At 32.8% G+C, this 13,285-nt stretch carries 10 protein-coding genes; 7 read left to right on the top strand and 3 right to left on the bottom strand.

Going from position 1 to position 13,285, the window contains the following annotated elements; all coding sequences use genetic code 11:
* Nucleotides 1-137: 137 nt before the first annotated feature.
* The 4 genes from lysS (at nucleotide 138) to OEW74_RS15355 (ending at nucleotide 4,401) form a co-directional block, all read left to right on the top strand.
* Complete coding sequence (gene lysS, locus OEW74_RS15370; RefSeq protein ID WP_265429308.1) at nucleotides 138-1,835, top strand: lysine--tRNA ligase; 1,698 nt, start codon at nucleotides 138-140, stop codon at nucleotides 1,833-1,835.
* 29 nt (nucleotides 1,836-1,864) lie between these two features.
* Nucleotides 1,865-2,488: a hypothetical protein gene (locus OEW74_RS15365; protein ID WP_265429307.1), complete on the top strand. Its 624-nt coding sequence runs from the start codon at nucleotides 1,865-1,867 to the stop codon at nucleotides 2,486-2,488.
* A gap of 132 nt (nucleotides 2,489-2,620) precedes the next feature.
* Nucleotides 2,621-3,439, top strand: a complete 819-nt coding sequence (locus OEW74_RS15360) for an OmpA family protein (protein WP_265429306.1) — start codon at nucleotides 2,621-2,623, stop codon at nucleotides 3,437-3,439.
* 101 nt (nucleotides 3,440-3,540) lie between these two features.
* Nucleotides 3,541-4,401: a mechanosensitive ion channel family protein gene (locus OEW74_RS15355; protein WP_265429305.1), complete on the top strand. Its 861-nt coding sequence runs from the start codon at nucleotides 3,541-3,543 to the stop codon at nucleotides 4,399-4,401.
* Between the two features lie 48 nt (nucleotides 4,402-4,449).
* On the opposite strand, the gene OEW74_RS15350 is transcribed toward OEW74_RS15355, so the two are convergent.
* Genes OEW74_RS15350 through OEW74_RS15340 form a run of 3 tightly spaced genes read right to left on the bottom strand, consistent with a single transcriptional unit; the run spans nucleotide 4,450 to nucleotide 7,092 of the window.
* Nucleotides 4,450-4,725: a hypothetical protein gene (locus OEW74_RS15350; protein ID WP_265429304.1), complete on the bottom strand. Its 276-nt coding sequence runs from the start codon at nucleotides 4,723-4,725 to the stop codon at nucleotides 4,450-4,452.
* A gap of 22 nt (nucleotides 4,726-4,747) precedes the next feature.
* A complete protein-coding gene (locus OEW74_RS15345; RefSeq protein WP_265429303.1) occupies nucleotides 4,748-5,752 on the bottom strand; it encodes a cytochrome d ubiquinol oxidase subunit II in 1,005 nt (334 codons plus the stop codon).
* A complete protein-coding gene (locus tag OEW74_RS15340; RefSeq protein ID WP_265429302.1) occupies nucleotides 5,749-7,092 on the bottom strand; it encodes a cytochrome ubiquinol oxidase subunit I in 1,344 nt (447 codons plus the stop codon). The genes OEW74_RS15345 and OEW74_RS15340 overlap by 4 nt, the downstream gene beginning before the upstream one ends.
* 232 nt (nucleotides 7,093-7,324) lie before the next feature.
* Here OEW74_RS15340 and gyrB point away from each other — a divergent pair, with 232 nt between their 5' ends.
* The 3 genes from gyrB to OEW74_RS15325 all read left to right on the top strand — a co-directional run bounded on the left by gyrB (nucleotide 7,325) and on the right by OEW74_RS15325 (nucleotide 13,236).
* Nucleotides 7,325-9,259: a DNA topoisomerase (ATP-hydrolyzing) subunit B gene (gene gyrB, locus OEW74_RS15335; RefSeq protein WP_265429301.1), complete on the top strand. Its 1,935-nt coding sequence runs from the start codon at nucleotides 7,325-7,327 to the stop codon at nucleotides 9,257-9,259.
* 143 nt (nucleotides 9,260-9,402) lie between these two features.
* On the top strand, nucleotides 9,403-11,298 hold the full coding sequence (locus OEW74_RS15330; RefSeq protein ID WP_265429300.1) for a DUF3857 domain-containing protein: 1,896 nt from the start codon (nucleotides 9,403-9,405) through the stop codon (nucleotides 11,296-11,298).
* On the top strand, nucleotides 11,299-13,236 hold the full coding sequence (locus OEW74_RS15325) for a transglutaminase-like domain-containing protein (protein ID WP_265429299.1): 1,938 nt from the start codon (nucleotides 11,299-11,301) through the stop codon (nucleotides 13,234-13,236).
* Nucleotides 13,237-13,285: the final 49 nt, after the last annotated feature.

Below are 13,285 nucleotides of genomic sequence, written 5' to 3'. Positions count from 1 at the left end.
ACATTAGATTTTACTGTAAAAAATAGAAAAAAACGTCATTTTAGAAACCCTTTCGGAAATTCAAATTCTGAAAGGGTTTTTAATATTAAAATATGATATTATTTCATAAATTTGCAATTCGAAAAAATTGAATTACAATGCAATTATCAGAACAGGAAATCATTAGAAGAGAAAAGCTGAATAAGCTTGTTGAAATGGGAATCAACGCATTCCCTGCGGAAGAATACAACGTTACAGATACTACAGAATCTATAAAACAGAATTTTTCTGAAAGTAAACAGGTGAAGATTGCGGGAAGATTGATGTCTCGTAGAATTCAGGGGAAGGCTTCTTTTGCTGAATTGCAGGATTCTACAGGGAAGATTCAGGTATATTTCAACAGAGACGAAATCTGTACAGGAGAAGATAAAACTTTATACAACGACATTTATAAGCATCTTTTAGACATCGGTGATATTATCGGTATCGAAGGAGAATTGTTCACAACTCAGGTTGGTGAAATGACGGTTTTGGTAAAAAACTTTACGCTTTTAACGAAAACTTTAAGACCCCTTCCTCAGGCAAAAACTGATGAGAATGGAGTAGTGCACGATGCTTTCAATGATGCTGAATTAAGATACAGACAACGTTATGTAGATTTAATTGTGAATCCTCACGTAAAGGAAACTTTCGTGAAGAGAACAAAAATGTACACAGCAATGCGTCAGTTTTTTAATGATGCAGGTTATATTGAAGTAGAAACTCCGGTTTTACAGGCTATTCCTGGTGGAGCTGCAGCAAGACCATTCATCACGCATCACAATGCTTTGGATATTCCTTTGTATATGAGAATTGCGAATGAATTATATCTGAAAAGATTGATCGTTGGTGGTTTTGACGGAGTATATGAATTCTCAAAAAACTTCAGAAATGAAGGAATGGACAGAACTCACAATCCTGAATTTACCGTTATGGAAATCTATGTAGCTTACAAAGATTACTATTGGATGATGGATTTCACCGAGAAAATGATAGAACATTGTGCAATAGCTGTGAACGGAACTACAAAAGCAAAATTCGGTGATCAGGAAATTGATTTCAAAGCACCTTATGCTAGAGTTTCGATGACAGAAGCCATTCAAAAATATACAGGTTTTGATATTACAGGAAAATCTGAGCAGGAATTGTTTGACTTTGCTAAATCTATCGGAATCGAAGTAAACGAAACGATGGGGAAAGGAAAATTGATCGACGAAATTTTTGGTGAAAAATGTGAAGGAAACTTTATTCAGCCAACTTTCATTACCGATTATCCGGTAGAAATGTCGCCTTTGACTAAAAAACACAGAAGCCAAGAAGGTTTGACGGAACGTTTTGAATTAATGGTTTGTGGTAAAGAAATCGCAAATGCTTATTCAGAATTAAATGACCCGATCGACCAAAGAGCACGTTTTGAAGACCAATTAAAATTAGCTGAAAAGGGAGACGATGAAGCAGGGCAATTTATCGATGAAGATTTCTTGAGAGCTTTAGAATACGGAATGCCGCCAACTTCAGGAATGGGAATCGGAATGGATAGATTGATCATGTTCTTAACCAACAATCCTTCAATTCAGGAAGTATTATTCTTCCCTCAAATGAAACCGGAAAAATTGGCTCCTCAAATCGAATTGGGAGAAGATGAGCATTTGATTCTTGATATATTGAAATCAGGTGAGCAAATTGCTTTGGCTGAAGTGAAAACGATGAGTAAATTATCAGGTAAAAAATGGGATAAGGCTTCTAAAACTTTAACGAAAGGAAACTTGGTAAAAGTAGAGAAAATTGACGAAGTTGTTTTGATGAAATTGGTTTAAAAAATTTGTTAGTGTAATATTTGCTTTTAATGAGAGCTTATCTATTTATATTATTAATTTTCACTTCTTCTTGTACAAAGGTTGATAAAATAGAAATTTACAATCCTTATGATGATGTTATGAAAGTAAAAATTGATGATATGAGTTTTGAGCTTCCTTCAAAATCAGGTTCTCATATAAGTCTTTCCATAGGTAAACATAAAGTATATTCTTTTGCAGATAAAAAATTATTAGATACTGTATTTGTGGTAACACCAGAATTCAAAGAAAAAGGAGGTTATCTTAATTTAAGTAATCAACCTGTTTATCTTTGGAGTCAAGTTTATGGTGAGGGATGGGTTCAAGATATGCATAATAGACTTCAGCAAAAATCTGATACTATAGTTGAGAGTGCATTTGAAAATAAAAGTAAGGCCTTACAATTTAAAACTGTAAAAATTGATTCTGATTCTGTTTTTGGCCCAATTAGAGAATTTTCAAGGACTCAATTAACAATTGATAAAAATTGGTATTTTTTTATTGGACAGGAATTTAAAGATGAAATTACATCTGACGATAAATATTTACCTGGACTTGGGACAATTGTCAATAAGCTCTTTTCTAAAGATGAGATGATAGAATATTGGAGAAACATGGAAAGTAAGCGAGATTAACAAATCCTATAGAATCGTTTATAAAAGAGTTTTAAAAATTATATTTTAAAATCCTGAAATTATTTTCAGGATTTTTTGTTTTCTAAAACAATAATTAAATATTTTTCCGTTCTAAAGGAAACTCAAAACCCGATGAAATACTTTGTTTTGTTCTTTTTAATTTCAACAGGATTGAATGCGCAAATGATGACCTCTGTTTATTTTGCACACAATTCTTACGAAATAAATCCTGAATCTAAACAAAAACTGGATAGTTTAGTACAATTGAGAACCAGTTTAAAATTCAAAATTTTTGGAAACTGTGATTCTTCCGGAACAAATGAATATAACGTGAAACTTTCAGAAAATCGTGCAAATACAGTTCGTAATTATCTTCAGAATGCAATTTCAGAAAATATACAATTAATCAGTGTTATTGGTTTGGGTGAAGAGAAACAAATCAATGACAACAGTACCGACGAATTACGTGCGAAGAACCGTAGAGTCGATATTTTTATCGAAAAAACTTTTGCTTCGGGAGAGAAAATTTCAAGAAATGCTTTGCCCAGTTTTTTAAGTATGGAAATTTCTCAGATGAAAGTGAAAGATACTTTTGCGCTTCCGAATGTGAGTTTTGTTGGTGGTCGTCATGTTTGGCTTTCGAAAGGACAATCTGAGATTGTGAAACTTTTAAAAATGCTGAAAGAAAACCCAACATTAGAAATCGAATTGCAAGGACATATCTGTTGCGACTACGAAAATTTTGATGGTGAAGATTTAGATTTAAAAACATTCAATCTTTCTTTCACCAGAGCCAATGCAATCAAAGAATTTCTGTTGAAAAGCGGAATTGAATCGAGCAGAATTACTGCAAGAGGACTTGGTCATCTCAATCCTGTGGTCTATCCCGAGGAAACAGAAGAAGATCGCATGAAAAACCGCCGTGTCGAATTGGTCTTGATCAAAAAATAATGCTTTAAAAATTTGAAATTTTAGAAAAAAGTTATACTTATTTATTTTTTTATAAATTTACTAAGACTGAAGTAGCCCAAAAAACACAAAATCTTTAAACTATGTTTGATTTAAACAAAGCTATAGAGCTAATCGATGAAAAACTTAACCTCTGGTTTCGCGAAATTGTAGAAATTTTACCCAATCTGCTTTTGGCAGTATTTGTTTTATTAATCGGATTTTTTATTGCAAAATGGATTCGTAAGCTGACATTAAAAATTTTCAAAAAAATTTCTTCCAATCATACCATAACCAATCTATTCAGTACATTTATTTATATTACTGCTCTTGGCATCGTTTTTTTTACGGCGCTGAGTATTTTAAAACTCGATAAAGCAGTCACTTCCATTCTTGCCGGAGCCGGAATTTTTGGGTTGGCTTTAGCGTTTGCATTCCAAGATATCGCATCCAATTTTATTTCGGGTATTTTTATATCGTTCCGTAAACCTTTGCATATCGGTGATATTGTTTCGGTTAAAAATTATATGGGAAAAGTAATGGAAGTAAACCTTCGTGATACTGTTATCAAAACTTTTCAAGGGAAAATAGTTATTATTCCGAATAAAGATGTCTTTCAGAATCCTGTAGAAAATTATTCAATTTTAGGTAAACGTCGTCTTGATCTTAAGGTAGGAGTTTCTTATGATTCTAATCTGGAAAAAGTGGCTCAAATAGCTGTAGATGCTTTAAAAAATATTGAAGGACTTGCTCCTGAAGAAAAAATTACACTTTTTTACGAGGAATTTGGTGATAGTTCGATCAATTTTACAGTTCGTTTATGGTGCAATTCTGCTGAGCAAATAGATTATCTTACAGTAGGGCATAATGCAATTGTTTCTATAAAAAAAGCTTTTGATTTGCATAAAATCAATGTTCCGTTCCCTGTTAGAACATTGGATATAAACTGGCCTAAAACAATGTAGATATTTTCTGGGTTTCAAAATTATTCTAAAAGAATATCTCGAGGTTGTTTATTGAATGACTTCCACATATCTTTTTTTATATTCTTCATCATAGCAATAATAAGAAAATATTCCTGCAATTTTTTCCAAAGCGGAGTCGTTTTCTTCTTTATATAAAGATATTTCTTCTTGGTTTAATTTAATCCAAACGTGCCAAATTCCATGCATTCCGCAGGTTATCTCCAGTAAAAATGTATTTTGCTTACTTTTAAAAAGTCTATAGAGATAGGGTTTAAAAGAGACTAGTTCATAATCTTTAAGATGATATTCTTTATTTAAATTCATTTAAATTATTTTTTAAACCAATTTATTTTCTTTGTTTGGTAAATGAAAACATCAGATAAAATAAAAAAGGTAAAATAAATAGGGAACCCAATAACAAAGCCCATCCTAAAGCCGAAATAGTTTTTGGAGAAGCAATATGTTCTAATAATGAGAGGTGCTGTCCGTTTCCTAATAAAATAATATCAGGATTGTGCTGATAAGTTGCTGCAACCAGAATCATAATGATTTGAAATCCGGCCAAAGCTCTTACCGGAAGTAATTTCTTCTTATGCATCGCTCTTAAAATTAAACCTAAAGCAACGGTGGCAAAACTAATTGACATCACCCCAAGATATTTTGAGAAAATCCATTTTGTTAAAGGAATACCGGAAAGATATGCTGCTAAAAATACCAATAATCCTGTAATGACTACAAAAATCATTGTTTGATGTGATTTGTGAATCATTAATTCTAATTCCAGTCTATCGCTGGTTTCCCGTAAAGAAAAAATAGATGCCAAATAAGCACAAAGTGAAACGGTAAACAATCCTACAGCAACACCAAACCAATTTAGCCAACTAAAAACATACAGGTCTAAAAAGTTATTTGCATCAGGATTAATAGATTGCGAAACAGTTGCAGCCGCTATTAAACCTAAGAAAAAAGGAGTTAAAAGACTTGCATAATAGAAAATCTGAGTATAAATAATCTGCCATCGGTCTTCCACGGCATCGTAATGTCTGAAAGTAAATGCTGTACCTCTTGCAATAATTCCGACAAGCATTAATACTAACGGAATGTGAAGGTAAGTTGATAAGGTGGTGTAGATTTCAGGAAATCCTACAAACAGAATTACAATCGCAATGATGAGCCACATGTGATTGGCTTCCCAAACGGGAGCAATCGACTCGTACATGATTTTTTCGGTGTACTTTCTGTTTTTCTTTTTGGTCATTAATTCTACAATTCCGGCTCCGAAATCAGCGCCACCCAAAATCACATAAAGACATACGGAAAGCCATAGAAAACCAATTACAACGTAGATCATGATTTTTTGTTTTTAGAATTAAACTGAGGGTCTGTAGGATCGTAAAGCTTAGGAACCATTTGTATTTGTCTTCTCAAAAGGAAAATAATAATCAATGATAATGAAATAAATATAGCTGTGAAGAAATAAAATGAATACTGAATTCCGGGCATTGGTGTAACAGCGTCAACGGTTTTCATGATTCCATAGATAATCCAGGGTTGTCTGCCGACTTCGGTGACTGTCCAACCTGCTTCCAAAGCAATATATCCGAAAGGTGTGGCAAAAAGGAATGTTTTTAACAGCCAGTTTTTATTCAGCCAATCTTTTTTGAAAAAGAAAGCATAAAGATACAGACTTCCAATACAAATCATCACAACGCCGAAGAAAATCATAATCTGAAAAGCGTAGTGTACCACAGCAACCGGAGGCCATTCATCTCTTGGAAAATCATTCAATCCTTTCACTTCCGAATTAAAATCATTACTCACCAAAAAGCTTAAAACTTTTGGAATTTTTATAGCATATTTAATTTCTCCTTTTTCTTCATCAGGAATTCCGCCTAATACAAAAGCAGCACCTTTTTCTGTTTCAAAATGAGCTTCCATTGCAGCGAGTTTTATAGGCTGTCTTTCTGCAACAGATTTTGCAGCAACATCACCACTCAAAGGCGCACCAAAAGCTCCAATCATTGCAAAAGCAGCAGCAATTCTAAATGCTTTAGTATGGAATTCTACATTTTTTTTTCGCATAATTAAAAAGGCATGAACTCCCGCAACTACAAATCCTGTCGCACAAAAAGCAGCAACTGTCATGTGCAATGCCTGCGGAAACCAAGCATCATTAAACATGGCTTTTATAGGATCTATGTTGATGTATTGTCCATTGATATAGTCAAATCCGGTTGGTGAATTCATCCATGCATTTGCTGCAACCACTAAAATTCCTGAAGCTAAACCACTTAAGCCGACCAAAAATCCACAAAACCAATGGAACCATTTGTTGAATTTATCCCAACCATAAAGAAAAAAGCCAATGGCAATCGCTTCAATAAAAAATGCTGTTCCTTCAAGAGAAAACGGCATTCCGAAAATAGGTCCGGCGTGTTTCATAAAACCTGGCCAAAGCAATCCGAGTTCGAACGAAAGCATTGTTCCGGAAACTGCACCGGTAGCAAAAAGAATTGCAACTCCTTTGCTCCAAGCTTTGGTAAGCCCTTTATAAATTTCGTTTCCGGTTTTGAGATATTTCCAATGAGCGAAAGCCATTAAAAAAGGCATGACCATTCCAACACAGGCGAAGATGATATGAAAACCTAAAGAAAGCGCCATTTGGGCACGTGCAGCAATAAAATCATCCATAAATTTAATTTTTCAAGTTTAAAGTTACGGATAAAATCACGGTAACTTTATATGATTTAAAACATTGCAATCAATTCGGATCTGGATTGTAACTTTATTGTTTTTTTATTTAAAAATTGTCTCTGTTTTTTAGGATAAATTCTGATATTTTATGATGTGAATTACTTTCATAAGTCGAAAAAAATCACGATATTTGTGGGTCTTTGCATTAAGCAAATATATTTAAATTTATATGAGTCAAAAACAATATACAGCTAGTAGTATCCAAGCCTTAGAAGGGATGGAGCACGTTCGATTAAGACCATCTATGTACATTGGAGATGTAGGAACAAGAGGTCTTCATCATTTGGTTTATGAAGTGGTAGATAACTCTATTGACGAAGCTCTTGCAGGTCATTGTGATACGATATTAGTTACCATACACAAAGGTGAAAGTATCTCTGTAAAAGATAATGGTAGAGGTATTCCTGTAGATTTTCACGAAAAAGAACAAAAATCGGCGCTTGAGGTTGTAATGACCAAAATTGGAGCGGGTGGAAAATTTGATAAAGATTCTTACAAAGTTTCTGGTGGTCTTCACGGTGTGGGTGTTTCTTGTGTGAACGCACTTTCTACTTTGTTGGTGGCTACAGTAAGCCGTGACGGTAAATTATATCAGCAAAAATATTCTGAAGGTAAAGCTTTAACGCAGGTTGAAGAAATTGGTACTACCGACGAAAGAGGAACTGAAGTTTTCTTCCAACCAGACGGAACTATTTTCCAGGAATTGGTGTATAATTATGATACTCTTGCTGCAAGATTAAGAGAATTATCTTTCTTAAATAAAGGAATCACCATTACTTTGGTTGACGAAAGAGAGCCAAACGAAGATGGAACTTTCGCCTTTGAGGTTTTCCATTCTGAAGGTGGTTTGAAAGAATTCGTTGAATTCATCGATGGAAATCGTGAATCTATCATGGAAAACGTTATTTTCATGGAAGGCGAAAGAGAAAATATTCCTATTGAAGTAGCAATGCGTTACAATACTTCATTTAGCGAAAATCTTCACTCTTATGTTAATAATATTAACACGCATGAAGGAGGAACTCACTTAGCTGGTTTTAGACGTGCTTTGACGAGAACGCTGAAGAAATATGCAGATGATTTAGGAATTCCTGCTAAAGAAAAAGTAGAAATTACGGGTGATGACTTCCGTGAAGGTTTAACGGCTGTAGTTTCTGTAAAAGTAATGGAACCTCAGTTTGAAGGACAGACAAAAACTAAATTGGGTAACTCTGAAGTTTCAGGTGCTGTTGATAAAATTGTAGGTGAAATGCTTACAAATTTCCTTGAGGAAAATCCTAACGAAGCAAAACTTATTGTACAGAAAGTTGTTTTGGCTGCTAAAGCAAGACAGGCTGCAAAGAAAGCTCGTGAAATGGTTCAGAGAAAATCTCCGATGGGAGGTTCTGGTTTACCAGGGAAATTATCTGACTGTTCATCAAAAGATCCTGCAGAATCTGAATTATTCTTAGTTGAGGGAGACTCGGCAGGTGGAACTGCAAAACAGGGTAGAGATAGACATTTTCAGGCGATTCTTCCGTTAAGAGGTAAGATTTTGAATGTTGAGAAATCAATGCTTCATAAAGTTTACGATAACGAAGAAATTAAAAATATTTATACGGCTCTTGGAGTTTCTGTAGGAACTGAAGAAGATAGTAAAGCTTTGAATTTGGCTAAACTAAGATACCATAAAGTAGTAATCATGACCGATGCCGATATTGACGGTTCTCACATTTCTACTTTGATTCTTACGTTCTTCTTTAGATTCATGAAAGAAATGATTGAAAACGGATATATTTATATTGCACAACCGCCTTTATACTTATTGAAAAAAGGTAATAAGAAAGTTTACGCTTACAATGAAAAAGAGCGTGAAGAATTAACTTTAGAAATGTCTCCAGATGGAAGAGGGGTAGAAGTTCAGCGTTATAAAGGTCTTGGGGAAATGAACCCGGAACAGCTTTGGGAAACTACGCTAAACCCGGAACACAGAATTTTGAAGCAGGTAACGATTGATAATGCAGTAGAAGCAGATAATGTATTTTCTATGTTGATGGGAGATGAAGTTCCACCAAGAAGAGAGTTTATCGAGAAAAATGCAAAATATGCTAAGATTGATGTTTAATCATCTTTTTAAATAATATTTTAAGGCTCCATTTTTAATGGGGTCTTTTTTTTGATTAATAAAAATCTAATAATTCTCATATTTATGATGTTTTTTTAATATTTTATTAAGATTTTTTATATTTTTGGGGAAAATATTAACGAATGATGAAATTATGGTGTATTGGAGCATTTTCTTTAGCTTCTTTTTACTATGCACAAAGTTATCCGGTATCTGAAATTAGTGATGTTTTAAAGAAAAATGCAAGTGCAGTCATCCGAAATGAAAGCACGGTTTTGGAAATCAATAAAGTGGATGAAATTGTTTACCGAAATTCTTCAGCAATTACAGTAATCAACAAAGATGCGGTTGGTTTTTCGCTTCCTAAAATCTATTATGAAAAAGGTAACACCGTTTCGAATGTTAAAGTAACGGTATATGACGAAAAGGGAGCTAAAATAAAAAGTTATTCTAAAAGTGATTTTACCGATGTAGCAGCCAATTCTCAAGGGTCATTTTATTCTGATAACAGAATGATGTATTTATCTTATACACCTACAAGTTATCCTTATACGATTGAGTTTAGTTACGATCAAAAAGATCAGAATACGGTCTTTATTCCAGATTTTACGCCTTATAATGATTTTAATATTTCTTTACAGAAAAGCAGTTTTAAAGTTATCAATAAATCAGGAATCAATTTACGCTCGAAAACGTATGATTCGCCTTTTGGATTTGCTTCGGTAAATGTTTCAGAAGAAGATGGAGGTAAATTATATACTTATCAAAATATTCCGGCAATAGATCATGAAGACATGGTTCCGAATCCTCAAAAAATACTGCCTAAAGTAAGTTTTTCTTTGGATCAGTTTAATTTGGTTGGCAAAAAAGGGAATATCACAACTTGGAAAGATTTCGGTTTATGGTATTATAATAATCTTTTGACACCAGTTTCGGTTTCTACTCCGCAAATAAAATCTGAAATTGCTGCGCTTAATCTTTCTGGATCTACGGAAGAAAAAGTGAAGAAAATCTATCAGTATATGCAAAGCAAAACACGATATGTTTTCGTAGCCTTAGGAATTGGAGGTTGGCAGCCGATGATGCCGGATGAAGTTCAGAAAAAAGGATATGGCGATTGTAAAGGTCTTACCAATTACATGAAAACGCTTTTGGATGAAGCAGGAATAAAATCTTATTATGTAATTATTAATTCTAATTCTTCACCGATAAGTTTTGATATAGATTTTCCAAAAATGGGTGGTAATCACGTGATTTTGGTTATCCCAACAGAAAAAGGAAATATCTGGCTAGAAAATACGTCTCAGGAAATGGCTTACAATCATTTAAGTTTCAATACTACTGATCGAAACGTTTTGGCTGTAAAACCTGATGGAATCGAAATTATGGAAACACCAAGCTATTCTTCACAGCAAAATAAAGAAAAACAGGTTTTAAATATTCAATTAAATCCAGATAAAACGATTACAGGGAGCGGTAAATTTACTTATACGGGAAATCAGTATGATTTTAATTTAGTATTTGCCGGATTAGGGCAGACTGAGAAAAATAATACCATAAAAAATATGCTTTCTACATTAGATTTTGAGAAAGTTGAGATGGCTGATTTTAAAAATAACAGAGATTTAGCAACAATCGATTTTGATCTGAATTTCAAAGCTGTTAATTATTCTAAAATAGTGGGCTCTAGCTATATTTTCAGAGCTGTTCCTATTTACACGAATGCTGCATTTCACCGAGATGAAAATAGAAATCTCCCATTTGAAAACCGTTTTTCTTTTGAAGATGAATATGAGATTACCTATAAGCTTCCTGCGGGATATACTATTGAAGAAATGCCGGAAAATGGAAATATAAATTCCGAATTTGGAACTTACAAAATCTCTTTTGAGAAAAAAGAGGATCAATTAATTGTAAAAAGATTTTTTCAAATGAAAAAAGGACTTCACACTAAAGATAAATACAATGATTATATCAGTTTTCGAAAAAAAATTATGAATGCTGATAACGCTAAAATTTTAATTTCTAAAAAGTCATAAATGAAAAATATAATAACCTTTTTATGTATTATTTTGATGAGCTTAGAACTTTCTGCTCAAAAGCAACAGTTTTTAAAAATGCCAAAATTTGATAAAGCTGATCTTAAAAAAGAGAAATCAGAAATTGATTCTAAAGCTCCAGCAGAACTACTTTATCGTGCTATACACTATAGAATAGATAATAGAACAGGACATCTTATTAAAGAATTTACGTATAGAATAAAAATTTATGATAAAGATAAATCTGAAGAATGGCATAATTTAGAAATATCACTCTATGACAATAATTCTGGTGATCGTGAAGTTTTGGTTAATATGAAAGCTCTTGTTTATAATCTTGAGGATGAAAATGTTGTTGAGACAAAAGTTGATAAAAGTTCTAAATTTAAATCGAAGGAAAATAAATATATAACAATAAGTAAATATGCTTTTCCAAATATTAAAAATGGTTCTGTTATAGAATATCATTATGAAGTTTCTTCACCTTTCGCATATGAAATCCCGTTAATATATATTGAACTAGATACGCCTTCTGTTTATACTGAATACGTTTTTGATACACCATTGCAAATGTCTTACAGTGTAGATTTTACGGGTAGTTTAGCTCCTAAATACAATATCGTAAAAGAAGATATTATTTATGGTTCGCAACATAAAACATATAGATTTGGTTATGAAAATCTTAAAGGTTTCAAATCTGAAAAATATGTAAAGAATAATGATAATTATAGAACTAAAATTAGGGCAGAGCTTCATTCAACTTATTTTGGAGACAATCTTAAAATGTATACCTCTACTTGGGAAGATATTAGAAAAAAATTATGGGATCATGATGATTTTGGCTCTCAGTATAAAAAAGATAGATTAGTTAAAGAACTTTTACCAGCCGGAATTGTCGATGAAAAAGATGAGCTTTTAAAAGCTAATAAAATTTTAGATTATGTGAAAACTAATTTTACATGGAATCAAAATAATGGTATTTATGCTGAAAATGGAATTAGAGATCTCATAAAAAATAAAATCGGAAATGATGCCGATTTAAACTTGATGTTGACAGCAATGTTTAGAAGTGCAAACATTTCGGCTTATCCTATTCTTATTTCTACGGTTAGAAATGGGCAACTAAATTTAGCATTTCCTAACGTAGGTAATTTTAATTATGTTGTTGTAGGAGCAGAAATCGACAAAAGATTTTATCTTTTCGATGCTACGTCAAAACAATCACAGGCAAATCTTTTACCTTCACGCGTGTGGAATAATAGTGGGCTTTTAATTAAAGACGATAAAGCAGAAGTAATTACGATGTTTAATGCGAAAATGAGTTATGGAACTTATCTTACTAAAGCCAAAATAAATGATGACGGTACAGTAAGCGGAACTTATGAAGATAAAGATGCAGGACTTTTTGCTTTGAATGCTAAAGAAAGCTACGATGAAAATCCCGATAAGTATAAAAAACAATACAAAGAAAGTTACTCTATAGATTTTTCAGATATTAACTCTGCGGTTCTAAGTAACGGCGATTTTGAATCTAAAATGAAATTTTCTTCGAATAATCTAATTGACAATGTAGGGAAAAAGAAAATTTTTAATCCATTATTATTTCTTCACCAGTCTTCTAATGGTTTTGATGAAACAGAAGAGAGAAAATACATGATTAATTTTGTTTCACCTTATGTAAGGACTAAGAAAGTAGAAATTGAAATTCCTGAAGGATATACAGTTGCCGATTTGCCAAAAAGTAAAAAGATTATAACAGATGATAAAGAAATTTCATATTCTTATATTGTAGAAAACAAAGACAATAAAATTACTGTAACATCTGAAGTGAAAATTGCAAGTGCAGACTACCCTAAAGAATATTATCCCGCATTCAAACAAATCTGGAAAGTAATTTCAGATTCTGAAAGCCAGGTCATGAGTTTAATTAAAAAATAATATGATTGTCCGCTTTTTGTCATATTAAAAAATCTTCGTGAGCTTAGCT

This window comes from Chryseobacterium sp. YIM B08800 (genome assembly GCF_026163565.1).
Lineage (GTDB): Bacteria > Bacteroidota > Bacteroidia > Flavobacteriales > Weeksellaceae > Chryseobacterium.
This window is presented reverse-complemented; position numbering and strand designations above follow the sequence as displayed.

Excerpts from the sequence above, each read along its gene's own strand:
- OEW74_RS15340 (WP_265429302.1), bottom strand. The coding sequence starts at position 7,092 with ATGGATGATTTTATTGCTGCACGTGCCCAAATGGCGCTTTCTTTAGGT.
- OEW74_RS15330 (WP_265429300.1), top strand. The coding sequence starts at position 9,403 with ATGATGAAATTATGGTGTATTGGAGCATTTTCTTTAGCTTCTTTTTAC.
- OEW74_RS15325 (WP_265429299.1), top strand. The coding sequence starts at position 11,299 with ATGAAAAATATAATAACCTTTTTATGTATTATTTTGATGAGCTTAGAA.
- OEW74_RS15360 (WP_265429306.1), top strand. The coding sequence starts at position 2,621 with ATGAAATACTTTGTTTTGTTCTTTTTAATTTCAACAGGATTGAATGCG.
- lysS (WP_265429308.1), top strand. The coding sequence starts at position 138 with ATGCAATTATCAGAACAGGAAATCATTAGAAGAGAAAAGCTGAATAAG.
- OEW74_RS15350 (WP_265429304.1), bottom strand. The coding sequence starts at position 4,725 with ATGAATTTAAATAAAGAATATCATCTTAAAGATTATGAACTAGTCTCT.
- OEW74_RS15345 (WP_265429303.1), bottom strand. The coding sequence starts at position 5,752 with ATGATCTACGTTGTAATTGGTTTTCTATGGCTTTCCGTATGTCTTTAT.
- OEW74_RS15365 (WP_265429307.1), top strand. The coding sequence starts at position 1,865 with ATGAGAGCTTATCTATTTATATTATTAATTTTCACTTCTTCTTGTACA.
- OEW74_RS15355 (WP_265429305.1), top strand. The coding sequence starts at position 3,541 with ATGTTTGATTTAAACAAAGCTATAGAGCTAATCGATGAAAAACTTAAC.
- gyrB (WP_265429301.1), top strand. The coding sequence starts at position 7,325 with ATGAGTCAAAAACAATATACAGCTAGTAGTATCCAAGCCTTAGAAGGG.